Origin of the sequence: Salinisphaera sp. PC39 (genome assembly GCF_040361335.1) — a bacterium.
Classification (GTDB): domain Bacteria; phylum Pseudomonadota; class Gammaproteobacteria; order Nevskiales; family Salinisphaeraceae; genus APNM01.
The window spans coordinates 44416-65807 of the sequence record NZ_APNM01000016.1 but is presented as its reverse complement, the minus strand read 5'-3'; the positions used below and the strand labels follow the sequence as shown (position 1 = coordinate 65807).

The 21392-nt window shown below is 68.5% G+C and carries 22 protein-coding genes and 1 pseudogene; 19 read left to right on the top strand and 4 right to left on the bottom strand.

Features of this window, described 5'->3' with window-relative positions; translation table 11 throughout:
• Positions 1-56: 56 nt before the first annotated feature.
• A complete protein-coding gene (locus PC39_RS14110; protein ID WP_353254047.1) occupies positions 57-2204 on the bottom strand; it encodes a TonB-dependent receptor plug domain-containing protein in 2148 nt (715 codons plus the stop codon).
• Positions 2205-2317: 113 nt separating this feature from the next.
• On the opposite strand from PC39_RS14110, the gene PC39_RS14105 reads away from it, so the two are divergent.
• Positions 2318-2722: a MerC domain-containing protein gene (locus tag PC39_RS14105; RefSeq protein ID WP_353254046.1), complete on the top strand. Its 405-nt coding sequence runs from the start codon at positions 2318-2320 to the stop codon at positions 2720-2722.
• A gap of 11 nt (positions 2723-2733) precedes the next feature.
• Here the strand turns inward: PC39_RS14105 and PC39_RS14100 are convergent, their stop codons facing one another.
• Both PC39_RS14100 and PC39_RS14095 read right to left on the bottom strand, forming a co-directional pair.
• Positions 2734-3690, bottom strand: a complete 957-nt coding sequence (locus PC39_RS14100) for a carbohydrate porin (RefSeq protein ID WP_353254045.1) — start codon at positions 3688-3690, stop codon at positions 2734-2736.
• A 124-nt stretch (positions 3691-3814) separates the two neighbouring features.
• Positions 3815-4660 (bottom strand): annotated as a pseudogene (locus tag PC39_RS14095) (DUF6607 family protein); the annotation flags it as partial.
• 198 nt (positions 4661-4858) lie between these two features.
• On the opposite strand from PC39_RS14095, the gene PC39_RS14090 reads away from it, so the two are divergent.
• Both PC39_RS14090 and PC39_RS14085 read left to right on the top strand, forming a co-directional pair.
• On the top strand, positions 4859-5152 hold the full coding sequence (locus PC39_RS14090) for a Trm112 family protein (protein ID WP_353254044.1): 294 nt from the start codon (positions 4859-4861) through the stop codon (positions 5150-5152).
• 7 nt (positions 5153-5159) lie between these two features.
• On the top strand, positions 5160-6002 hold the full coding sequence (locus PC39_RS14085) for a 6-carboxytetrahydropterin synthase (RefSeq protein WP_353254043.1): 843 nt from the start codon (positions 5160-5162) through the stop codon (positions 6000-6002).
• A gap of 221 nt (positions 6003-6223) precedes the next feature.
• Here PC39_RS14085 and PC39_RS14080 read toward each other — a convergent pair whose 3' ends face one another.
• On the bottom strand, positions 6224-7045 hold the full coding sequence (locus PC39_RS14080; RefSeq protein WP_353254042.1) for a M23 family metallopeptidase: 822 nt from the start codon (positions 7043-7045) through the stop codon (positions 6224-6226).
• Between the two features lie 189 nt (positions 7046-7234).
• Between PC39_RS14080 and fur the strand changes: the two genes are divergently transcribed.
• The 16 genes from fur to PC39_RS14000 all read left to right on the top strand — a co-directional run bounded on the left by fur (position 7235) and on the right by PC39_RS14000 (position 21346).
• The gene (gene fur / locus PC39_RS14075; RefSeq protein WP_353254041.1) at positions 7235-7663 is read left to right on the top strand and encodes a ferric iron uptake transcriptional regulator; all 429 of its coding nucleotides are present in this window, start codon (positions 7235-7237) and stop codon (positions 7661-7663) included.
• Between the two features lie 147 nt (positions 7664-7810).
• A complete protein-coding gene (gene sat, locus PC39_RS14070; protein WP_353254040.1) occupies positions 7811-9004 on the top strand; it encodes a sulfate adenylyltransferase in 1194 nt (397 codons plus the stop codon).
• A 49-nt stretch (positions 9005-9053) separates the two neighbouring features.
• Positions 9054-9407 carry a hypothetical protein gene (locus PC39_RS14065; RefSeq protein WP_353254039.1) on the top strand — a complete coding sequence of 118 codons (354 nt, stop codon included), beginning with the start codon at positions 9054-9056 and terminating at the stop codon, positions 9405-9407.
• A gap of 60 nt (positions 9408-9467) precedes the next feature.
• A complete protein-coding gene (locus PC39_RS14060; RefSeq protein WP_353254038.1) occupies positions 9468-10880 on the top strand; it encodes a TolC family protein in 1413 nt (470 codons plus the stop codon).
• The gene (locus tag PC39_RS14055) at positions 10877-12169 is read left to right on the top strand and encodes an efflux RND transporter periplasmic adaptor subunit (RefSeq protein ID WP_353254037.1); all 1293 of its coding nucleotides are present in this window, start codon (positions 10877-10879) and stop codon (positions 12167-12169) included. The genes PC39_RS14060 and PC39_RS14055 overlap by 4 nt, the downstream gene beginning before the upstream one ends.
• An 11-nt stretch (positions 12170-12180) precedes the next feature.
• Positions 12181-15303 (top strand): efflux RND transporter permease subunit, encoded by a 3123-nt coding sequence (locus PC39_RS14050; RefSeq protein WP_353254036.1) that lies wholly within the window; start codon positions 12181-12183, stop codon positions 15301-15303.
• 49 nt (positions 15304-15352) lie between these two features.
• Positions 15353-15664, top strand: a complete 312-nt coding sequence (locus tag PC39_RS14045) for a P-II family nitrogen regulator (RefSeq protein ID WP_353254035.1) — start codon at positions 15353-15355, stop codon at positions 15662-15664.
• Between the two features lie 87 nt (positions 15665-15751).
• The gene (locus PC39_RS14040; RefSeq protein WP_353254034.1) at positions 15752-16135 is read left to right on the top strand and encodes a YHS domain-containing protein; all 384 of its coding nucleotides are present in this window, start codon (positions 15752-15754) and stop codon (positions 16133-16135) included.
• A complete protein-coding gene (gene petA / locus PC39_RS14035; protein WP_353254033.1) occupies positions 16128-16733 on the top strand; it encodes a ubiquinol-cytochrome c reductase iron-sulfur subunit in 606 nt (201 codons plus the stop codon). Before PC39_RS14040 ends, petA begins: the two co-directional genes overlap by 8 nt.
• A gap of 37 nt (positions 16734-16770) precedes the next feature.
• On the top strand, positions 16771-16968 hold the full coding sequence (locus PC39_RS14030) for a YHS domain-containing protein (protein WP_353254032.1): 198 nt from the start codon (positions 16771-16773) through the stop codon (positions 16966-16968).
• A gap of 84 nt (positions 16969-17052) precedes the next feature.
• Entirely contained in the window at positions 17053-17718 is a 666-nt protein-coding gene (locus tag PC39_RS14025) for a methyltransferase family protein (protein ID WP_353254031.1), read from the top strand.
• A 51-nt stretch (positions 17719-17769) separates the two neighbouring features.
• Entirely contained in the window at positions 17770-18054 is a 285-nt protein-coding gene (locus PC39_RS14020) for a DUF5676 family membrane protein (RefSeq protein WP_353254030.1), read from the top strand.
• Positions 18055-18256: 202 nt separating this feature from the next.
• Positions 18257-19198: a cation diffusion facilitator family transporter gene (locus PC39_RS14015; RefSeq protein ID WP_353254029.1), complete on the top strand. Its 942-nt coding sequence runs from the start codon at positions 18257-18259 to the stop codon at positions 19196-19198.
• The gene (locus tag PC39_RS14010) at positions 19195-20127 is read left to right on the top strand and encodes a DMT family transporter (RefSeq protein ID WP_353254028.1); all 933 of its coding nucleotides are present in this window, start codon (positions 19195-19197) and stop codon (positions 20125-20127) included. The genes PC39_RS14015 and PC39_RS14010 overlap by 4 nt, the downstream gene beginning before the upstream one ends.
• A gap of 217 nt (positions 20128-20344) precedes the next feature.
• On the top strand, positions 20345-20803 hold the full coding sequence (locus PC39_RS14005) for a hypothetical protein (protein ID WP_353254027.1): 459 nt from the start codon (positions 20345-20347) through the stop codon (positions 20801-20803).
• Between the two features lie 180 nt (positions 20804-20983).
• Positions 20984-21346, top strand: coding sequence for an NADH-quinone oxidoreductase subunit A (locus tag PC39_RS14000; RefSeq protein WP_353254026.1), 363 nt, complete (start codon positions 20984-20986; stop codon positions 21344-21346).
• Positions 21347-21392: the final 46 nt, after the last annotated feature.

The following is a 21392-nucleotide window of genomic DNA, read 5'->3' as shown; positions in this document are numbered from 1 at the left end:
CCCGCCGGCGTCTCCGCCGACGGGGCCGTCCGGGCGACGGCGCCATCGCCCGCCGCTCAGAGACCGAACGGCACGCGCGCGGTCAGGCGGATATCGCGGCCCGGCGACAGGGCATACCCCTTGTAGGTGTCCAGGAACGCGCGATAGGTCTCGTCGGTGAGATTGGTGACGCGCAGGTCCAGGTTCGCCGTGCGCCCGCCCAGCGGCACGCCGACGCCGGCGCTCAGGTCCACCAGTTGGTACGAATCGGTCGAGGCGCTGCCGAACGGCGCGTTGTCGAACTGGCTGAACGGCTCGCCGGGCGCCGCGTCCTTGCTGGCGACGAATGTCACCCCGAGTTCGAGATAGGGATCGCGCAGCACGCCCCAATCACCCGGCGTGAACTCGGAGGCCACGCGCAGGTTGTCCGCCGGCATCAGCGGCAATTCGTCGCCGCTGCCGCGCAGCTCGCCGTCCACCGCCTCGGCGGTGCCCGACAGGGTCAGCCACGACGTCACCCGGCGTTCCACCGACAGCTCGGCGCCGTGGAGTTGGGCCTTGCCCTGGGTGTACTCGAACACCGGCAGCCCGCCCTGGGTGGTGCCGGTGTCTCGGGGATAGATGTAGTCGTCGATGACGTTGCGGTACACGGTGGCGATCAGGCGCACGTCGTCGCTCACCCAGCGCAGCGACAGGTCCGTGTTCAGCGAAGTCTCCTCCTCGAGGTCGGGATCGCCCATCTGCACCGCGGCGACGCCGCCGTGGACACCGTTGACGTGCAACTCGAACAGCGACGGCGCCCGGAAGCCCCGCCCCACGTTGGCGGCGAGCGCCACCTCGGGCGACAGTTGCAACGTGCCGCCGATGCTGCCGGTGAGCACGTCGTAGCTGTTGCGGCTGGTGCCGCTGAAATTGGTGTCGGTGTCCTCGGTCTTGCTCTCGCGGGCGACGGTCTCGTGGTGATCGAAGCGCAGCCCGGTCTGGATCAGCAGCGGCCCGAAACTGCGTTCCTCGAACGCGAACAGCGCGAGGTTGTCGACATCGCCGCCCGGGCTGAGCTGAACCCGGCCGCGGGAGACCTGGTCCTTGGTCGCGTACTCGATGCCGACCCGGCCGCCGTCCAGGCCGAGCACGGGACCGTGCACGCCTTCCAGCCGGGCCGTGTAACGGTCGAATTCGAGGTCGATGCTGCCGTCGAACGGCACGCCGAGATCGTTGCCGGCGGCATTCGAGCGGCGACGGTTGTTCTGCCACATCAGGACCGGCTGCCAGGTGATCCCCGCGCGCCGGAACTCGCCGGCCAGGCGCAGCTCCTCGTTGTCCAGCCACTGGCCGACGCCTTCCTCGCCGGCGGGCGGCGGTTTCATCCCGGCGGGCGGCGGCAGCAGGAACTCGTGCTCGTCGTCCCAACGGGTGTACTGCAGCGACCACTCGCCGCCGAGCCCGCGCCAACCCGCGGCGACACGCCCGTTGAGCTGCTCGAAGCCCGTGTAATCCAGCTCGCCGGTGTAGGCCGGCTCGTCGCGCAGGGCGGGATCGGCCGGCGGCGGCGGGAAATGGGTCGGCTCGTCGGGGGTTTCGATATTGCCGGCCGAGCGGCGTATCAACGCGGCGCTGAAGCCCAGGTCGTCGCTGCCGCCGCCCAGCCGCAGGCCCGTGTCCCACTGTGCGTTGTTGCTGCGGTAGCGCACCAGGCTGTCGCCGGCCAGCGGTTCCCCGTAGGGGATCGCCGCCGGCAGGACATTCACCGCGCCGCCCAGGGCGTCGGAGCCGTAGAGCACGCTCTGGGCGCCCCGTACCAGCTCGATGCGGTCGCTCAGGAAGGGATCGATATTGGGCGAATGGCGGACACCGAACTGCTGGTGATCGACGCCGACGCCGCCGGACAGCAGCCGCACGCGCTGCCCGGACAGGCCGCGGATGACCGGCTTGCCGACGCCGTTGCCGGTCCCGATGCTGGCCACGCCCGCGAGGCTGTCCAGGGTCTCGCCCAGGCTCGCGCCCTCCTGTCGTGCTTTCTCGTCGCCCTGCAGCACGTCCACTCGGGACGATTGCAGCAACGGATCCCCGGGCACCGGCGCGCCGGTGACCACGATCGATTCGAGCTCCTCGCCCGCCGGCGTCGACTCCGCTTCGGACACCGACTGCGCCGGGGCGGCCTGGGCCGCCACCAGGGCGAGGCCCGCCAGTAATGCCGAGAGCGGATTGTCGCCACGTTCGAGCATGTTCATCTCCTGCCGTCAGAAACCGCGGCCCGACCCCGACGAGGCAGGGCCGGGCCGTATCTTGAAATGTAATGTTATATTATTACGATACACTTTCAAAACGGATCGTCCGTATGCACTCGATCTCTTCCCGGCGACTCGACCGGATCGCGGTCACGGCCTCCGCCGCCTGCACGGTGCATTGCCTGGCCGCGCCGGTGCTTGCCGTGCTGGCACCGACCCTGGCCGGCGCCTGGCTGGCGGGCACGGCGGTCCATTTGTGGCTGTTGGCGATCGTGGTACCGACCAGCGTGTCCGCCCTGTTTATGGGCTGGCGGCGACACCATGCCCCGGGCGTCGCGATCGCGGGCGTGGCGGGCCTGCTGCTGCTGACGGCGGCGGCCCTGGCGATCGCGCCCCGGTGGGGCGAAAACGCCGAGCGCGTCGCCACGGTGACCGCGTCGTTCCTGCTCGCCGCGGCCCACATCGGCAACTACCGCCTATGCCGTCAGCGCTCCCGCGGGCATGACCGGATCTGACCGGCGCCGCGTCACAGCGCCAGTTCCATCCGCAGGGTCCCGACCCAGGCGTCCGGCAGGCCCTGTCCGCCCGGATTCTCGATGTACTGCAGGACCGGCTTCAGGCCCAGCCAGCCCGTGACGCGGGCGTCGTAGTAGACCTCCACCGCGAGTTCGCCGTCGTCGGCGAAGCCGGCGCCGGGCTCGTCGCTGAAACGCACGTAGCTGGCCATCAGGCCGGCGCCGTCGTCCGGGCGGGCGGCCAGGGGACCGTGCCAGGCGATGCCGGCGCCGGCATGATGCTCGACCGGGCTGATCTCGGGATCGGCCCAACCGTACTGCGCGAACACGCCCACCGGGGCCTCGCCGTCCGGGCCGGGCGCGGCCAGGGCCTGGTCGAGCACGGCATAGAATCCCTCGGCCTCGTCCTCGCGGCCGCCGTCGAAGCGACCGAAGTCGCCGCTGTGGCGCCAGGCGCCCAGCCCGACGCGGCCCGGCGCGCCGCCGAGCTCGTGGCGCAGCCCGCCCTCGCCGATCACGAACAGGTCGCTGGGCTCGCCGAGGAAGGTGCTCGGTCCACGGGTACCGGTCTCGATGCCGGCCTGGGTGGCGCCGTCGTAGACGCCGATGCCGGCGTACCAACGGTCGTCCGGGTAGACGAAGACATTCACGCTGGTGGCCGGGTCGGGATAGCTGGGGAACGCCTGGATGGTGGGCGAGAAGCCGGGCGAGGAATGGATGAAACCGCCGCCCCAGTCGACGTAGGCGAACTCGCTGTTGGCGTCGAGCTTACCCGCCTTGAGACGCAGCCGGCCGTCCAGCAGCGTGTGCTGGTACCAGACCTCGTAGACGCCGCGGAAGTCACGCTCGTCGATATTGGAGTAGGCCTGGAAATCGCCGGCCTCGACCGAGCCGTCCTCGCCATCCTGGTCGACCGCGCTGACGTAGAACTCGCCGCCGGGCCAGCCGAAGACCGCGGCCGTGTCCACGCGCATCTCCGCCACCAGCAGATAGCGGGCGGCGGTGCCGCCCTCGTCGGCGCCGCCGTCGAATACCCGCGAGAAATCGGCGGTGAGATCGGCGCCCACGTCCCCGCCGGGCGCGCGGTGCCAGGCGCACGCGGTCGCGGGCCGCGAGGAGGCGGTCCCAGCGCTCGCGCACCGCGGCCCAGAACGGCGCGGTGGCCTCCAGGTAGGCATCGCCGGGACCGAAGTCGAAGCCGTCGATGCGCCGATAACGGACCACCCCGTATTCCCGGGCGACGCGGCCCGCGATCTCGCCGGGGCCGTCCAGCACCACCTTCTCGTTGCGCTGCTCGTGGACCCAACCGCCGGGCAGGATGGTGTGGCGGTTGCGGCCGACCAGGACGTCGTAGTCGTCGCGCACGCTGTGCTCGCGGCGCGGCAGTGGCCGCCAGGTGCGCCCGCCGCGCCAGCTCGAATACTCGGGGGTGTGTTCCCAGTCGCCCCAGGCGGCGTAGCGCGGGGCGTCGTCCACCTGCCAGACGGTCTGCAGCCACTTGCCCTCGCGCTTCGCCGGCGCGCGGCTCTCGCGGCGCCAGGTATCGGCGCCGCGGTAGGTGTGCGCGGCGGCGGCCTCGTAGCGCCAATCCTGGCGCCAGTGTTTGGTGACCACCGGGCCGCGGGTGTCGCCGTCGTCGCCGGGGAAGGTCATCACCAGCAAGTGCTGCAGAGAGATGAAGTCGCCCTCGTCGGCGAGCACGTAGACGTATTCCGTGGCCCAGCTCCGGTAGGGCCGGGCCGGCTCGTAGTCCGGGGCATAGCCCACGATCTCCAGGAAATCGAAGCTCACCCGGTAGGGGCCGGCCATGGCCAGGATCGCGCGGCGGTCGCGCTCGAAATCGGACAGCCCCTTCTCGCGCAGGCGCCGGAAGGCCTGGCTGGTGCCCGGCGCCGGGGTGAGGTCCGGGCCGCGGGTGGTGCCGCCGCGCGGGGTCATGGTCCCGGGCGGCTGGAACGGCCAGGCGAAGACATAGGGTGGTTGGCCGTCCGTCTCCGCGGCGGCGGGCATCGCGGTGCCCAGCAAGGCGGCCGCGGCCAGGATCAGGGTGGCGACAGGACCGGTCCGTCGGATCATCGTGACACTCCGGGCATGACAGTAACGGAGCCGTAGCCTAGCAAGCCGCGCGGCGATGTTATGATCGCCCTTCCCCAACGCCAGCCTCGCGCCATGGACAAGAAGCTTCTGGACATCCTGGTCTGCCCGGTCACGGGCGCCGCCCTGTCGCCGCTCACCGCCGAGCAGCGCGACGCGCTCAACGCCCGCGTGCGCGAACAGGCACTGCGCTACGTCGACGGCAGCCTGGTGGAGGCACCCCTGGACGACGGCCTGATCACCGACGATCGCCACACCGTGTACCGGGTGGACGACGACATCCCCGTGCTGCTGCCCGACCGGGGCATCCCGTTCGAGGACGCGGCCGCCGCCTGAGCCGGTCATGCCCCGCCTGTTCGTCGACCGCATCACCGTGATAGACGCCGCGGTGCTGGACCGCCTGCGCGGTCTGGTCGGGGTGAGCTGGATCGTGGACGCGGCCCTGGAGGGCGACCTCGACGAGCAGGGCATGGTGTTCGACTTCGGCCCGGCCAAGCGCACGATCAAGGAGGTCATCGACGCCACCGCCGACCACAAGCTGATCGTGCCGATGGGCGCGCCGGGCCTGGACCTGGAATCGACCGGCGGCGAGACCCGGCTGCGCTTCGTCGACGACGTCGGCGCCCGTTTCGTGCACCGCGGCCCGGAGGCCGCCCTGTGCCGCCTGGACGCCCCGGCCACCGAGCCCGGCGCGGTGGCCACCCTGCTGCGCGAGCGGCTGGCGGCGGCGATGCCGGCCAACGTCCGCGGCATCGACGTGCGCCTGCGCGACGAACTGATCGAGGGCGCCTGCTACAGCTACTGCCACGGCCTCAAGAAGCACGCCGGCCACTGCCAGCGTATCGCCCACGGCCATCGTTCGCGCCTGGAGATCTGGGCCGACGGCGAGCGCAGTCCCGCCCGCGAGCGCCGCTGGGCGGACCGCTGGCGCGACGTCTACCTGGGCAGCCGCGAGGACCTGCGGGCCGACCCCGGCGAGCGCCGCTGGCGCTTCGGCTACACCGCCGACGAGGGCGAGTTCGAGCTGGAGCTGGACGCCTCGCGCTGCGACCTGTTGGACGGCGACACCACGGTGGAGAACATCGCCGCCCACATCGCGGCCAGCCTGAAGGCCGAGGAACCCCGGCGCCGCTTCGTGGTACGGGCCTACGAGGGCGTCGACAAGGGCGCCGAGGCCTCGGCCTGAAAGAAGAAAAGACTAAAAACTAACCACAGAGGCACAGAGACACAGAGAATTGTTTGTGTGGTTCCGGACGGCGCTACGCGCCGGTCCGGTATCCAGGAAGGGATTCAACTGGGGCACGTGCCTGGGTTCCGGATAAGCGTGTCGCGCTTTCCGGAACGAGATGACTCTCTCTTTTCTTTTCTCTGTGCCTCTGTGCCTCTGTGGTTAATTTCTTAAAGCCATCAATCGACGAGCTCGGACATCGGCGGCACCAGCAGCGCCGGGTCCAGGCGTGTGTCGAACCAGTTGACGCCCCAGTGCAGGTGCGGGCCCGTGGCGCGGCCGGTGGCGCCGACGGCGCCGATCACCTCGCCGCGCGCGACCTCGTCGCCGGCCTCGACGTGCATCTCGCTCATGTGGATCAGGGTCGAGGTCACGCCGTGGCCGTGGTCCAGGATCACGGTATGCCCGGAGAAGTACATGTCCGGGTGCGCCAGGGCCACGATGCCGGCCGCCGGGGCGCGGACGGGCGTGCCCTTGTCGGCGGCCACGTCGACGCCGTAGTGCGGGCGGCGGGGCTTGCCGTTGAGCACCCGCTGGCTACCGTAGACGCCGGTGATGATGCCGGTCACCGGCCAGAGCCACTCCTGGGCGAAGCCCGAGCGGGCCAGGTCGCGGCCGCGGGCGCGGTTGATCAGGGCCTGCTCGTCGCGGATGCGCGCCAGGTCCTCGGCGCTCGGGCTGACCTTGGACGGCGGCAGGCCGTCGATGCGCTGGACGTCGTATTCGCGCTGCCGGACTTCCAGGCGGTGGCGCGTGACCTCGCCGCCGGCGGCCACCGCGACCGTCACCGGCCCCTCGGCGTCGCGGCCGATGCCGAACGCGAACAGACCGTCGGGCGAGACGCTGACGGCGCGGCCGTCGACCGTGACCTCGGCGCCGGCGGGGGCGTGGCCGACCATCAGGCCGCCCTGCGTGTTCTCGCCGCTGAACTCGACGCGTTCGCCGGCCGCCGCAGCGGCGGCGATGGCGAGGACGGCAATGGCGGATACGATGCGCAGCATGGGATCAACGTCGCTTACGGGTTTGCCGCTGTTATATCATGTAGCGCGCAGCGGCCCGATAGAGGTCGCGCATCGATGCCGCCGCGAGCGCCGCGGCTGGTCAAGACACCTGTCATGGCGGTAAAGTTAGCCAAGGCTATATCGGCCGGGAACGGCGTTCCGGCCGGGGTTCTCTCGAGGTAACGGGCGATGGAAACCAGCGATCTGCGCAAGGCCGGACTCAAGGCGACGCTGCCGCGCCTGAAGATCCTGCAAATTCTGGAGGCGCACAAGGAATCCCACTTGTCGGCGGAGGACGTCTATCGCCTGCTGATGGACGAGGGCGAGGATGTCGGGCTCGCCACCATCTACCGCGTGCTCGCGCAGTTCGAGGACGCCGGCCTGGTGATCCGTCACCACTTCGAGGACGGGCATGCGCTGTTCGAGCTGGAGCAGGGCCACCACGACCACCTGGTGTGCGTGAAGTGCGGCCGTATCGAGGAGTTCTTCGACAAGGAGATCGAGAAGCGCCAGCAGCAGATCGCCAAGGACAACGGCTTCGACCTGTCCCGGCACACCCTCGTGCTCTACGGCGAGTGCCAGAACCCGAACTGCTGCAAGACCCACGAGAGCAAGTGACCGCCGCCGCGTGACGCGGCCGGCCGCGCCCGGACCGGGCACCGGATGACCATGAACGGGGCGCCGCCTTGGCGCCCCCGTCGCGCCGCCGTGACACAACGGCCGGCGCCACCCATCTCAACGCACAACCGGACAGCGAACGACACGATGATCAAACCCCACGGCTCCGATTCCCTCAACCCCCGCTACGTCGAGGACGACGCCGAGCGCGCCGCGCTCGCCAAGGAGGCCGAGGGCCTGCCCTCGCTGACCCTCACCTCCGCCGCCGCCGCCAACGCGGTGATGCTGGGCGCGGGCTACTTCAATCCGCTGGACGGCTACATGGACAAGGCCGACGCCCTGTCCGTGGGCGCCGACATGCGCCGCGCCGACGGCCTGTTCTGGCCGGTGCCCATCCTCAACCTCACCGACGACGCCGGCGCCATCGAGGGCGCCGGCCGCATCGCCCTGCGCGATCCCAACGTCCCCGGCCAGCCGGTGATCGCGATCCAGGACGTGACCGCCATCGAGCGCTTCGAGGACGACGAGATCGAGACCCTGATCGAGCAGATCTTCGGCACCCGCGATCCCGAGCATCCCGGCGTGGCCACCTTCCGCGGCCATGGCCGGCACATCGTCTCCGGCCCGATCCGGGTACTGAACTTCAGCTACTTCGAGCAGGACTTCCCGGAGACCTTCCGCACCGCGCCCTCGATCCGCGCCGAGTTCGCCGAGCGCGGCTGGGACAAGGTGGTGGCCTTCCAGACACGCAACCCCATGCACCGCGCCCACGAGGCCCTGTGCAAGATGGCCATGGAGGACACCGGTGCCGACGGCCTGCTGATCCATATGCTGCTGGGCAAGCTCAAGCCCGGCGACATCCCGGCCGACGTGCGCGACGCCGCCATCCGCAAGATGGTGGACGTCTACTTCCCGCCCAACAGCGTGATGATCACCGGCTACGGCTTCGACATGCTCTACGCCGGCCCGCGCGAAGCGGTGCTGCACGCGGTGTTCCGCCAGAACGCCGGCTGCAGCTACCTGATCGTGGGCCGCGACCACGCCGGCGTGGGCGACTACTACGGTCCGTTCGACGCCCAGACCATCTTCGACGAAAAGGTCCCGGACGACGCCCTGGAGATCGACATCTACCGCGCCGACCACACCGCCTTCTCCAAGAAGCTGGGCAAGGTCGTGATGATGTCCTCCGTGCCCGACCACACCAAGGACGACTTCGTGCTGCTGTCCGGCACCGCGGTCCGCAAGATGCTGTCCGAGGGCACCGCCCCGCCCGAGGAGTTCTCGCGCCCCGAGGTGGCCGAGATCCTGATGCGGTACTACCAGGAGCGGGTGGCCTCCTGATGCGACGGGACTTGACCCCGGACCACGGTCCGGGGTGTAAATAGTCCCCATGCTGTCGCGCCTGCGCACATCGCCCGTCCTGCGCCGCCTCGTCCTGGGGCTGGCGCTGCTGTTGCCGCTGTCCCTGAACGCGGCGGCGGAGACCTGCGGCATGGCCGGCACGGCCGACGCCCCCATGCACACCGATCACGCCGGCATGGACCACGCGGCGCATGCCGGCACGGCCGGTCACGGCGACTGCACCGACCCGGCCTGCCAAACGGCCTGCGCCGGCACGGCCGCGATCGCCGCGGTCGAGCCGGTCGTACCGGCCCCGGTCCACCAGTCCGTGTACGCCGCGCCGGCGACCGCCCCGCGCGCGGGCCACACCCCGCCCCTGTTGCGACCGCCGCTCGGTACCTAGCCCCGTCGTCGTTCCGGTCCGGATGCCCGGACCGGCCGTCCCGCGCTGGGAGACCGAGCCATGTTCCCGACACCACGCCGGCGCGTGCCGCCGGCCACGCCACACACGAACGCGCGCCATCGCGCGCCGCGGCCGCCCGCGATCCGTCGCGCCGCCCTGGCCGGCGCCTGCCTGCTGGCGCTCGCCGCGGTACCGCCCTGGGCGGCCGCCGGCGACGCCGATGCCCCCCTGACGCTCGACCGCGCGATCCGTCTCGCGGACGAGCACGACCCCTGGCTGGACGGCAGCCGCGAGCGCGAGCGGGCCCTGGCCGAGGAGGCGGTGGCGGCGGGTGAGTTGCCCGATCCCCGGGTCGACCTGACCGCGGCCAACCTGCCCACCGACAGCTTCGATCTCGACCAGGAGCCCATGACCCAGCTCTCGATCGGGGTCAGCCAGGCGTTCCCCCGCGGCGACAGCCGCGAGATCGCGAGCCGCCGCAAGCGGGAGCTGGCCGCGCGTCAGCCTCTGCTGCGCGCGGACCGCCGGGCCGAGGCCGCCGCTGTCGTCTCGCGCCTGTGGCTGGAGGTCTACCGGACGCAGCGCAGCATCGACCTGATCGAGGCGGACCGGGCGCTGTTCCGGCACCTGGTCGACGCCGCCGAGGCCAAGTACGCCGCCGCCCTGGCCCACACCCGGCAGCAGGACGTGATCCGCGCCCAGCTCGAGCTGAGCCGCCTGGACGAGCGCCTCGCGGCGCTGGCGCAGCAGCGGGACGCGGCGCGCGGCCGGCTCGCGGAGTGGATCGGCGGGGCCGCCCATGCGCCCCTGCCGGAGACGCTGCCCGACCTTGCGCCCGCCGCCCCGGCGCTGGTGGGCGCGGACACGCCGCCCTCCCGGCAGCAGTGGTACGAACGGGTCCGCGAACACCCGGCCGTGCGGGCCGCCGACCGCGATGTCGCGGCCGCCCGCAGCGACGTCGACCTGGCCCGCCAGAAGTACAAGCCGGAATGGGGCCTCAGCGCCCGTTACGGCTACCGCGAGGACGACCCCGCCGGGCGCGACCGGGCGGACCTGTTCTCCGTGGGGCTCACCTTCGACCTGCCGATCTTCACCGGCGACCGCCAGGACCGGGAGGTGGCGGCCGCGGCCCACCGCGCGGAGGCGTCCGCGGCGGACCGCGAGCTGTTGGTCCGGCGCCTGGTCGCCGGGCTGGAGGAAGCCCGGGCCGAGCTCGCCCGGCTCGACCAGCGCCGGCGTCTCTACGAGCGACGCCTGCTGCCGCAACTGCGCGAGCAGGCCGAGGCCGCGCTCGCCGCCTATAACAATGACGACGGCGACTTCGCCGAGGCCGTGCGGGCGCGCATCGACGTGCTCGACACCCGCATCGAGGCGCTCGCCATCCGCGTGGCGCGGCTGCAGACCGTCGCCCGCCTCAACTACCTGCTGGCCCGGGCGCCCGCCGCCGGGGCCGACGAGGGAAGCCAACCATGAACAAGCGTGTCACCCATCCCCTCCTGATCGCACTGGGCGCCGCGGCCGGCGCGGCCGCCGCCCTGTGGCTGGGCCCGGACGCCGGCGGCGATGCCGAGGGCGAGCGCGAGCCCCTGTACTGGGTCGCGCCCATGGATTCGAGCTACCGGCGCGACGAGCCCGGCAAGTCCCCCATGGGCATGGACCTGGTCCCGGTCTACGCGGAGGACGCGGAACCGGAGAGCCCGGGCACCGTGCGCATCTCGCCCGACGTGATCAACAACCTGGGCGTGCGCACGGGCCGCGTCGAGCGCGGCGACTTCAGCACCGACATCCGCACCGTGGGCTACGTACGCTACGACGAGGACCGGCTGAGCCATGTCCACGCCCGCGTCGAGGGCTGGATCGAACGCCTGCACGTGCAAGCCGAGGGCGACCCGGTGACCGCGGGCGAACCCCTCTACGAGATCTACTCGCCCACGCTGGTCAACGCCCAGGAAGAGCTGCTGCTGGCGATGGGCCGGCGCAACGAGCGCCTGGTGACGGCGGCCGAGGCGCGGCTGGCGGCCCTGCGGGTGCCCGAGGCGACCGTCCGCGCGCTCAAGAAGGACCGCCGGGTGCGGCAGACGGTCACCGTGCGCGCGCCGCAGTCCGGCGTGGTGACCGACCTCGCCATCCGCGAGGGCATGTACGTGACGCCGGCGCTGACCATGCTCGCCATCGGCGCCCTGGACGAGGTCTGGGTGATCGGGGAAGTGTTCGAGCGCGACGCGGCCCTGGTCGCGGCGGGCGATCCCGTGACCATGACCCTCGACTACCTGCCGGGCCGCGAATGGACCGGCCGCATCGACTATGTCTACCCCGAGATCGACCCCGAGACCCGCACGGCACGGGTGCGCATGCGCGTCGCCAACCCGGACCGCGCCCTCAAGCCGGACATGCTCGCGGAGATCGAGATCGCGGCCGGCCGCCGCGAGGATGTGCTGACGATCCCGCGCGAGGCACTCATCCGCACCGGCGGCAAGCCGCGGGTGGTGCTCGCCCTGGGCGACGGCCGCTTCAAGTCGATCGAGGTCGAGGCCGGCCGCGTCGGCGACGAGCGCGCCGTGATCCTCGCCGGCCTGAAGGCAGGCGAGCGCGTGGTGACCTCGGCGCAGTTCCTGATCGACTCGGAGTCCAGCAAGACCTCCGACTTCGAGCGCCTGCACCACGGCGACAAGGCCATGGAGGACACCGGCGGCACCCACGAGGGCCACGCCACCGGCGACGGCGGCGATGACGACAATGCCCACGCGGGCCACGGCGGCTAGGGGACGCGACCATGCTCGAAGCCATCATCCGCTGGTCCGTCCACAACCGCTTCCTGGTGCTGCTGGCCAGCCTGATCCTGGTCGGCGCGGGGATCTACTCGCTGCGCCAGACGCCGGTGGACGCGATCCCCGACCTGTCGGACGTACAGGTCATCATCAAGACCAACTATCCGGGCCAGGCCCCGCGGGTCGTCGAGGACCAGGTCACCTACCCCCTCACCACCACCATGCTGTCGGTGCCGGGGGCGGTGACCGTGCGGGGCTTCTCCTTCTTCGGCGACTCCTACGTCTACGTCATCTTCGACGAGGACACCGACATGTACTGGGCCCGCTCGCGCGTGCTCGAGTACCTGTCGCAGGTGGCCCCCACCCTGCCGGACGGCGCGCGGCCGCAGCTCGGCCCGGACGCCACCGGGGTCGGCTGGGTCTACATGTACGCCCTGGTCGACCGCGGCGGGCGGCACGACCTGGGCGACCTGCGCGCCCTGCAGGACTGGTTCCTCAAGTACGAGCTGCAGACCGTGCCCGGCGTGTCCGAGGTGGCGGCCGTCGGCGGCATGGTGCGGCAGTACCAAGTCACGGTGGACCCGGAGAAGCTGCGCGCCCACGACATCCCCCTGGCCCACGTCCAGACCGCGATCGAGCGCGGCAACCAGGAGGTGGGCGCCTCGGTGGTGGAGATGGCCGAGGCCGAGTACATGGTCCGGGTGACCGGTTACATCCAGGGCACCGACGACCTCGCGGCCATCCCCCTGGGGGTGGACGTCAACGGCACGCCGCTGCTGCTGGGGGACATCGCGGACATCGGCGTCGGTCCGCGGATGCGCCGCGGGGTCGCCGAGCTCAACGGCGAGGGCGAGACCGTCGGCGGCATCGTGGTGATGCGCTATGGCGAGAACGCCCAGGAAACCATCGAGGGGGTCAAGGCGAAGCTCGACGCCCTGAAGCCCAGCCTGCCCGAGGGGGTCGAGGTCGTCCCGGTCTACGACCGCTCCGGCCTCATCGAGCGCGCCGTGGAGACACTCTGGCACAAGCTGCTGGAGGAATTCCTGGTGGTCGCGCTGGTGTGCATGGCGTTCCTGTTCCACGTGCGCTCGTCCCTGGTGGCGATCGTGAGCCTGCCGGTGGGCATCCTCGCCGCCTTCATCGTGATGCACTGGCAGGGGCTCAACGCCAACATCATGTCGCTGGGCGGCATCGCGATCGCCATCGGCGCCATGATCGACGGCGCGATCGTGATGATCGAGAACATGCACAAGCACATGGAGCGCACCCCGCTGACCCGCGAGAACCGCTGGCGCGTGGTCGCCGACTCGGCATCGGAGGTGGGACCGGCCCTGTTCTTCAGCCTGCTGATCATCACCGTCAGCTTCCTGCCGGTGTTCACGCTGGAGGCGCAGGAGGGGCGCATGTTCTCGCCGCTGGCCTTCACCAAGACCTATGCCATGGCGGCCAGCGCCGCCCTGGCCGTGACGCTGGTGCCGGTGCTGATGGGCTACTTCATCCGGGGGCGGGTGCTGGCCGAGCACAAGAACCCCGTCAACCGCCTGCTGGTCGGGGCCTACCGGCCGGTGCTGGACGCCGTGCTGCGCCGCCCCTGGGTGACGCTCGCGGCGGCCCTGGCGGTCACCGTGGCGGGCTTCTGGCCGACGGACCGGATCGGCAGCGAGTTCATGCCGCCGCTGGACGAGGGCGACCTGATGTACATGCCCACCACCTACGCCGGCATCTCCATCGGCAAGGCGCGCGAGCTGCTGCAGCAAACCGACAAGCTGATCCGCACGGTGCCCGAGGTGGCGACGGTGTTCGGCAAGGTCGGCCGCGCCGACACCGCCACCGATCCGGCGCCGCTGACCATGATCGAGACCTTCATCCAGCTCAAGCCGCGCGACCAGTGGCGCGAGGGCCTGACTCTCGAGGGCCTGAAGAAGGAGCTGGACGCGCTGGTGGACTTCCCCGGCCTGACCAACGCCTGGGTGATGCCGATCAAGACCCGCATCGACATGCTCGCCACCGGCATCAAGACGCCGGTGGGCATCAAGGTCGCGGGCCCGGAACTGGACGAGATTCAGCGTATCGGTCAGCAACTGGAGTCAATTCTCGACGATGTGCCCGGCACCGCTTCGGTCTACTCGGAACGAGTGTCCGGCGGCCGCTATATCATGGTGGATATCGACCGCGCCAAGGCGGCGCGCTACGGCCTCAACATCGACGACGTCCAGCAGGTCGTCGCCACGGCCGTCGGCGGCATGGATATCACGGAAACCATTGAAGGCCTGGAACGCTTCCCGGTCAACCTGCGCTATCCGCAGGATTACCGGGACTCGCCCGAGTGGCTGGCGCAGATGCCCCTGGTCACACCGGGCGGCCAGCGCATCGCGGTCGGGGATATCGCCCGGGTCTACGTGGAGGACGGCCCGCCGGCCATCAAGACCGAGAACGCCCGCCTGAATGGCTGGACCTATGTCGACATCGAGGACGTGGACGTGGGCAGCTACGTCGACCAGGCACGGCACGAGGTCGCCGACAAGCTCGACCTGCCGGCCGGCTACTCCGTGACCTGGTCCGGGCAGTACGAGTACATGGAGCGGGCCAAGGCGAAGCTCACTTACGTAGTGCCGCTGACGCTCGCCATCATCGTCGTGCTGCTCTACATGAATTTCCGCCGCGTCGCCGAGGTGGCCATCATCATGGGCACGCTGCCGCTGGCCATGGTCGGCGCCATCTGGCTGATGTACCTGCTCGACTACAACTTCTCGGTGGCGGTGGGGGTCGGCTTCATCGCCCTGGCCGGCGTGGCGGTGGAGATCGGGGTGATCATGTTGGTGTATCTCAACCAGGCGCACGCGCGCATGCGCACCGAACGCGACGGACAGGGGGTACGGCCCGACAAGGAAACTTTGCGGGAGGCCGTCCTGCAAGGCGCCGTGCTACGTGTGCGTCCGGTGACCATGACCGCCGCCGCGGTCATCGGCGGCTTGCTGCCGATCATGTACGGCAGTGGTACCGGTTCGGAAGTGATGCAGCGCATCGCCGCGCCCATGGTCGGTGGCATGGTGAGCGCCTTCCTTCTCACGCTGCTGGTGCTGCCGACAGTGTATTACCTGTGGAAAGGGCGCTCGCTGCGCTCATGACAGCGGACGTGAGCGACACAACAGCCAATAGATATAAGCAGGTGGAGCCATGAAGTACCGAAAAGTGACCGCGATCCTTCCCGCCCTAGAGTTGAGCAACGTGGAACAGGCCTTGATCGATCTCGGCGTGTCCGGCATGTCGGTCTCCTCCACGCACGGCTTCGGGGAATACCGAAACTACTTCGCGAAGGACACCATGACGGACTGCGTGCGCGTGGAGATCTTCGCCGATGCCGACGAGGCAACCGAGATCGCAAGGACGATCGCCCGCACCGCGCACAAGGGGCTGGAATCCGACGGTATCGTCGCTATCCTGCCGGCCGAGATGATATGGCACATCCGGGATTATCATGAGCAATAACATTGATTCGCCTCCCTCGCACAACGCTATGGTTGGGATGCGATCGTGGCGTCATGACGGCGATCCGATCAGCCTGGGAGATTCGGCATGAATGAGCAATCCGATCACGAGCATCGAGACCCGGTGTGCGGCATGTTCGTCGACCCGACCAGCGTCCGCAGCCTGGCGCATGCCGGCGAGACCTACTATTTCTGCAGCGAGCGTTGCCGGGACAAGTTCGCGGACGAGCCTAACCGATACCTGCAGCCGCAGCCCCCGGAGGCCCAAACGGCCCCGGCCGGCACGCATTATATCTGTCCGATGTGCGAGGGTGTCGAAACCGCCGGCCATCTGCCGCTGTTATGGGGCCAAGGCACCGGCCCGTCGACAATGCAGCGTATCGCCATGCCCAACCTGCTGGTCCTCCCGGCGATCTACTGTCTCGTGTCACGATGGATCGAACGGCAGAAGCCCGGAGACAATCATGGATGACACCCGAACGGGAAAGGTGAGCGCCCTTCGCCGGCGATTTCTGAGCACCGCCGTAGCCACGATGGGCGCTGCCGGCGTGGCCGCGACGGCGATTCCCTTTGTTCGCTCGTGGCAACCGAGCGCGCGTGCACGCGCGGCCGGCGCTCCGATCGAGATCGGTCTCGATGCGATCGCGCCGGGCCAGCAGGTGCTGGTGACCTGGCGGCGCAAGCCGGTCTGGGTACTGCGCCGCACGCCCGAAATGTTGCGGCGACTGCGCAGCGCGGAGCTGGAGGCGCGCCTGCGGGATCCCGATTCCGAGAAGGACCAACAGCCCGAGTATGCCGGCAATGAGCTTCGATCGATTCGTCCGGACATCCTGGTCGTGGTGGCCATCTGCACCCATCTGGGCTGCATACCGAACTTCCATCCCGAGACCGGCAAAACGCGGTTCGATTCACGATGGCCGGGCGGCTACTTTTGCCATTGTCACGGCTCCAAGTTCGATTTCGCCGGGCGCGTGTTCAAGAATGTGCCGGCCCCTCTGAACCTGGTGATACCGCCCTACCGCTTCACGGAGAAGAGCACCGTCATCGTCGGTGAAGATCCCGTGGCTTAGTCGACACGCAAGCACTTTTACTTCTCAGGAGGCGACCATGAAACGACAAGGAAAGCAACACGACCACAAGGACCCCGTCTGCGGCATGGCGGTCAGCTACACCACCGCGGTCGAGGAATTCGTCTATCAGGGCAAGGCCTATTACTTCTGCTCCACGGCCTGTCGAGAGGCATTCCAGGCGGAGCCCGAGCGATACCTTCCCCATCATCGCCAGCACGGTATGAAGCCGGGATAGCACCAAGGGCGCGTCAACGTCCGGCCAATCGCATCGGCTCGGCAGAAAGCGTCTCGGACCGCCTCTTCCACGGGAGATTGCATCATGAATGAATCGTTCAACCACGCCGGCGCCTGGGGCATCGCGCTGATCGTGATCGTGCTGGTGTCCTGGTTCTTCTACCGCTATTTCGCGCCGAAGAACTGGCGCGAATGGGCTGGCGCCGGGGTGGTGCAGGCCTTCATCATCGCCCTGTACGCGGAGATGTACGGCTTTCCGCTCACCATTTATCTGCTGGTGCGCTTCTTCGGCCTGGATAGCCAGTACGTCAGCGCCAGCCTCTGGTCGAGCCTGGTGGGCCTGGGCGAGACCGGCATGCTGGTATCCATGCTGCTCGGCTACGGACTGGCGTTTCTCGGTATCGGCATCTTCATCCAGGGCTGGCGCCAAGTCCACAGGGCGCGGGTCGAGGGCCGGCTGGTCACCGACGGGCTGTATGCCCTGGTACGGCACCCGCAATACACCGGGCTGTTCATCGCCTTGTTCGGCGAGGGCGTGGTGCACTGGCCGACGCTGTTCTCGGTCGGCCTGTTTCCGGTGATCGTGCTGGTCTACACCTGGCTGGCCCACCGCGAGGAGCGGCAAATGCTGGCCCGGTTCGGCGAGGCCTACCGCGCCTATCGACGGCGGGTGCCGATGTTCATCCCCCGCTGGGGCCAGTGGTGCCAGCTTGTCGATGCCTCGCGCAGCAATACCCATGACGAGGGTTGAAAATGATGATTTCTCACACTCAACCATACCCACCCAAGATGGGGCACGGCCATGAATGATCCGACCCAAACCACGAGTAACCTGCGTATCGGCCCGCTGGGCCACAGCCTGTCCCTGCTGCTGTTGATCAGCTATCTGCTGTGTGTGGGCTTCGGTCTGATCGCACCCGAGTCCATGCAGATGTACCAGGCCTGGGCGCCCCTGCTGCCCGGCTTCGAGTTGCTGAGCTTTTCGGGCTTCGTCATCGGGCTGATCGAGGCTTATCTGTACGGCTGGTATATCGCCATCGTATTCGTGCCGCTGTATCGCTGGTTTGCCGGCCGCAGCGGCTCTTGAGGACAAGTGGTTATGCATCCCACTCAGGGCACCCCAAAATCCCCTCTGGCGCTTCGCTTGCATGCTGCTGCGCAGCCCCCTTTGGAAAAGGGTAGGACCTTCTTCCCCCCTTTGTAAAAGGGGGAATGAGGGGGATTTAGGGATCGAAACCACCTAACCTAAACCTTGTGCAGAACCACATGAGGACAAGGAGGAAACACCCATGAATCATGAGCAAGGCGGGTCCGGCCACGCCGGGCATATGCCCTCCAGCGGGCCGGGCATGGCCATATCGGCCTGGCTGACGGGCGTCTATTTCGTCATCGAGATGGGCATCGGTCTGTGGACCGGCTCGATCGCGGTGATCGCGGATGCCTTCCACACCTTCTCGGCGGTGGGCGGCGTGCTGGTGGCCATCGCCGCCGCGCGCCTGGCCCACCGGCCGGCCGACGAGGACCGCAGCTTCGGCTGGTACCGGTCCGAGATCATCGGTGCGCTGGTCAACGGCGGATTCCTGCTGGGCATGGCCCTGATCGTGATCGTGATGGCCGGGATGCGCATGAGCGACCCCATCGACCTGCCCACTGCGCCCATGCTGTGGGCCGCCGCCGGCGGGCTGTTCACCGAGATCATCTCGCTGGCGTTGATCTGGAAGCAAAGCCGCACCGACCTGAACGTCCGCGGCGCGCTGTGGCACATCATCCAGACCTTCGTGGGCAGCCTGCTGATCATCGTCACGGCCCTGGTAATCAAGTTCACCGGGTTCCTGCTGATCGATCCGATCCTGGGCATGGCCTTCGGCTTCGTGCTGCTGTGGGCGAGCTGGGGCATCATGCGCGACTCGGCCCATCTATTGATGGAAGGCACCCCGGCCGATGTAAGCCTGCCCGAGGTGAGCCAGGCATTGGAGGCGCTCGACGGCGTGAACAACGCCCATCACATCCACGCTTGGGCGCTGACCAGTGGGCGCTACGTGTTCTCCGGGCATCTGCGTATCGCCGACGAAGCCGATAGTCAAGCGGTGCTGAAGGCCGCACACAGCATGTTGAAAGACCGATTCGGCTTTTTCTTCGCCACCCTGCAGGTGGAGACCGCCTGCCTGGACGAGGCCGGCACCGAGGCGATCGATATCACGCGCGCGCCGCCGGGCGAGGGCCAAGCATGAAGACGCTGCTGCTGTTGGCCCTGATCACGGTCTCCGAGGCGACCATCGGCGTATTCGTCAAGCTCACCGACGGGCGGATCCCGATCCAGACGCTGACCTTCTACGCCATGGCCTGCGCGGCGGCGTTTTTGTTCGTCGCGCGCACCCTGGCCAGCGGTCAACGGCCGCGGTTTCCCAAGGGCAACGTCAAGGACACGGCCATCATCGGCGTGCTGATTGCAGCTCAGGGCGGGGTGTTCAACTTCGCCATGTCGCTGGTGCCGATCGCCAATGCGGTGATCTTCTGGAGCATCGCGCCGTTCTTCGTGTTCATCTTCTCGGCGCTGTTCCTGGGCGAAAAAGCCAAAAAGAGCTACATCCTGATCTTCGGTATCGCCCTGACCGGCATCGCGCTCGCCAACCCGCTCGGCGGCGGCTACATGCTGGGCAACTTCGTGGCCCTGGCCACCGGCGCGATCTACGCCGCGATGGTCACCTACATGCGCTACGAGGGCAAGACCGAGACCGGCAACGACATCGCCTGGTCGCTGCTGGTGGCCGCATTGGTGCTCTCGCCCTTCCTGTTGGTCTCCGGGCCCGGCGCGATTACCGCGATGATCGACTACCCGGCGCTCGGGGTCGACCTGCCGGTGCTGCTGTGGGCGGCGGGCCTGGGCGTGGTCTCCACCGGCTTCGCCTACTTCGGCATCTCGATCGTATTGAAGTCGATCAACGCCAACGTCTATGCCCTGGTCGACATCATCGTCTCGCCGGTGGTGGCCTCGACCCTGGGCTTTCTGATCTTCGCCGAGGTGCCGGGCCGGGGCATGATCTACGGCGGCGCGCTGCTGCTGGGCGCCGGCTTCTGGCTGACGCGGGAAATGTCGCGCGGCCAGGAAGACCGGCCCGTGCACCCTTGCCACAGCACACCGGCGGATGCGGCATGTTGAATCAAGCGATTGTTACCGGGCGAGGCGCAGGGATTCCGGGTGCGCCCGGAAGACCGAGGTCCACGCCGGGTGCAAGCCGGGCCGTCCGCATGGGCGCTGTACGGGCGCCGGCCATTGACCGCAGTCCCGTTCACAACCCTGCGCAACGACCCAATCGAGGGAACCGCCCGCGCGGGCGGTTCCCGTTTCCTCACCATGACGACATAGGAGTAGTGTCATGAAAACACTCGTAACCACCACGATTTTGACGTTCGCATTGGCCCTGCCACTCGCATATGCCGGGCAAGGCCAGGGCCATGGCTCGGGCGAGCACGGCAACAGCTCGGGCATGAGCATGCACAAAGGCAAGATGGACAAGGGTGCCATGCACAAGCGCATGCAGAAGATGCGCCAGACCATGCAGGAGATCCAGAAGACCCAGGATCCGAAAGAGCGCCAACGCCTGATGAAGGAACACATGCAGCAGATGCAGGCCGCCATGGGCGACATGCAGGGCATGATGGGCGACGGCGCCAAGCACGGGAAAATGCACGAAAAGATGCGCAAGAAAATGCAGGAGATGGATCCCGAAAAGCGTCAGCAGATGATGCAAAAGCACATGGAAATGATGCAGGGAATGATGGAGCAGATGCAGGACCACATGCAGGCGCAGGAGTCGATGGGTCAGGGCAAGTAGCCCTCGGGCGGTGCCGGGGTGTCCGATCGATGGCCGCCCCGGGCCTTACCGAAGGGAGCGTACCTGGTCATAAATGCTTGTATGTCCTCCAAGCGAGGAGTAATGAATCATGATGCACGACACGATGACGAGATCGATACTCTGGATGGACCGGTTTTCCGTCAGGGATAACTGCGCGCGATGACTCCCTTGGCACAGTACGGATTGTTGCTGGGCCTGGCGTTCGGCACCGGCGGCGTGGTGCTGAGCCTGTATGGCCTGGCGCGCAGCGTGGGGCGAACGCGCCGGGAGCCGGGCAAGGACGTGCCGGCGACCGCCGGGGAACTGTCGCGGAACCCTGTGTGGGTGCGCTACCACGCGCGCTACTACGGCTATGCCCTGCTGTTTTTGGCCTTCGACATGGAGATGGCCTATATGTACCCCTGGGCGGTGGTCTACAAGCAGGAAGGGCTGGTGGCCCTGCTCGACATGGGGGTGTTCCTCGCCATCCTGTTTTTCGGGCTGCTCTACGGCTGGAGCCAGGGCGCCCTGCGGCGGCAATGATGCTCGCCGGGGCGCGCCAAGGAAAGTTATCGGGCCTGCGTAGGCT

Coding starts and splice junctions, on each gene's coding strand:
- PC39_RS14045 (WP_353254035.1), top strand. CDS start 15,353: ATGAAGTACCGAAAAGTGACCGCGATCCTTCCCGCCCTAGAGTTGAGC.
- PC39_RS14110 (WP_353254047.1), bottom strand. CDS start 2,204: ATGCTCGAACGTGGCGACAATCCGCTCTCGGCATTACTGGCGGGCCTC.
- PC39_RS14000 (WP_353254026.1), top strand. CDS start 20,984: ATGACTCCCTTGGCACAGTACGGATTGTTGCTGGGCCTGGCGTTCGGC.
- PC39_RS14015 (WP_353254029.1), top strand. CDS start 18,257: ATGAATCATGAGCAAGGCGGGTCCGGCCACGCCGGGCATATGCCCTCC.
- sat (WP_353254040.1), top strand. CDS start 7,811: ATGATCAAACCCCACGGCTCCGATTCCCTCAACCCCCGCTACGTCGAG.
- PC39_RS14105 (WP_353254046.1), top strand. CDS start 2,318: ATGCACTCGATCTCTTCCCGGCGACTCGACCGGATCGCGGTCACGGCC.
- PC39_RS14050 (WP_353254036.1), top strand. CDS start 12,181: ATGCTCGAAGCCATCATCCGCTGGTCCGTCCACAACCGCTTCCTGGTG.
- PC39_RS14055 (WP_353254037.1), top strand. CDS start 10,877: ATGAACAAGCGTGTCACCCATCCCCTCCTGATCGCACTGGGCGCCGCG.
- PC39_RS14025 (WP_353254031.1), top strand. CDS start 17,053: ATGAATGAATCGTTCAACCACGCCGGCGCCTGGGGCATCGCGCTGATC.
- petA (WP_353254033.1), top strand. CDS start 16,128: ATGGATGACACCCGAACGGGAAAGGTGAGCGCCCTTCGCCGGCGATTT.
- PC39_RS14060 (WP_353254038.1), top strand. CDS start 9,468: ATGTTCCCGACACCACGCCGGCGCGTGCCGCCGGCCACGCCACACACG.
- PC39_RS14080 (WP_353254042.1), bottom strand. CDS start 7,045: ATGCTGCGCATCGTATCCGCCATTGCCGTCCTCGCCATCGCCGCCGCT.
- PC39_RS14040 (WP_353254034.1), top strand. CDS start 15,752: ATGAATGAGCAATCCGATCACGAGCATCGAGACCCGGTGTGCGGCATG.
- PC39_RS14085 (WP_353254043.1), top strand. CDS start 5,160: ATGCCCCGCCTGTTCGTCGACCGCATCACCGTGATAGACGCCGCGGTG.
- PC39_RS14030 (WP_353254032.1), top strand. CDS start 16,771: ATGAAACGACAAGGAAAGCAACACGACCACAAGGACCCCGTCTGCGGC.
- PC39_RS14010 (WP_353254028.1), top strand. CDS start 19,195: ATGAAGACGCTGCTGCTGTTGGCCCTGATCACGGTCTCCGAGGCGACC.
- fur (WP_353254041.1), top strand. CDS start 7,235: ATGGAAACCAGCGATCTGCGCAAGGCCGGACTCAAGGCGACGCTGCCG.
- PC39_RS14090 (WP_353254044.1), top strand. CDS start 4,859: ATGATCGCCCTTCCCCAACGCCAGCCTCGCGCCATGGACAAGAAGCTT.
- PC39_RS14020 (WP_353254030.1), top strand. CDS start 17,770: ATGAATGATCCGACCCAAACCACGAGTAACCTGCGTATCGGCCCGCTG.
- PC39_RS14065 (WP_353254039.1), top strand. CDS start 9,054: ATGCTGTCGCGCCTGCGCACATCGCCCGTCCTGCGCCGCCTCGTCCTG.
- PC39_RS14005 (WP_353254027.1), top strand. CDS start 20,345: ATGAAAACACTCGTAACCACCACGATTTTGACGTTCGCATTGGCCCTG.